This window comes from Pseudomonas sp. TSO6 (genome assembly GCF_056098905.1).
On the sequence record NZ_JBLZWV010000105.1, the window covers coordinates 1 to 274 of the forward strand.

Genomic DNA, 274 nt, shown 5'->3' on the forward strand with positions numbered 1-274 from the left:
AAAACTTCAAAATAAACGCTTGACAGGCTCTGAGGAAAGCGTAGAATGCGCGCCTCGGTTGAGACGAAAAGCTCTTAACCAAACGCTCTTTAACAAATTGAATCAAGCAATTCGTGTGGGTGCTTGTTAGTATGGGCTGATAGTCAGCAAGATTATCAGCATCACAAGTGACCATGCGAGAAATCACATAGTCATTTGAGATTGCTGAGCCAAGTTTAGGGTTTCTTAAAAACCCAAGCAGTATTGAACTGAAGAGTTTGATCATGGCTCAGAT

The 274-nt window shown here is 41.6% G+C and carries 1 pseudogene; it reads right to left on the reverse strand.

Going from position 1 to position 274, the window contains the following annotated elements:
• A pseudogene (locus ACN6NG_RS29995) lies at positions 1–265 on the reverse strand (hypothetical protein); the annotation flags it as partial.
• Positions 266–274 lie beyond the last annotated feature (9 nt).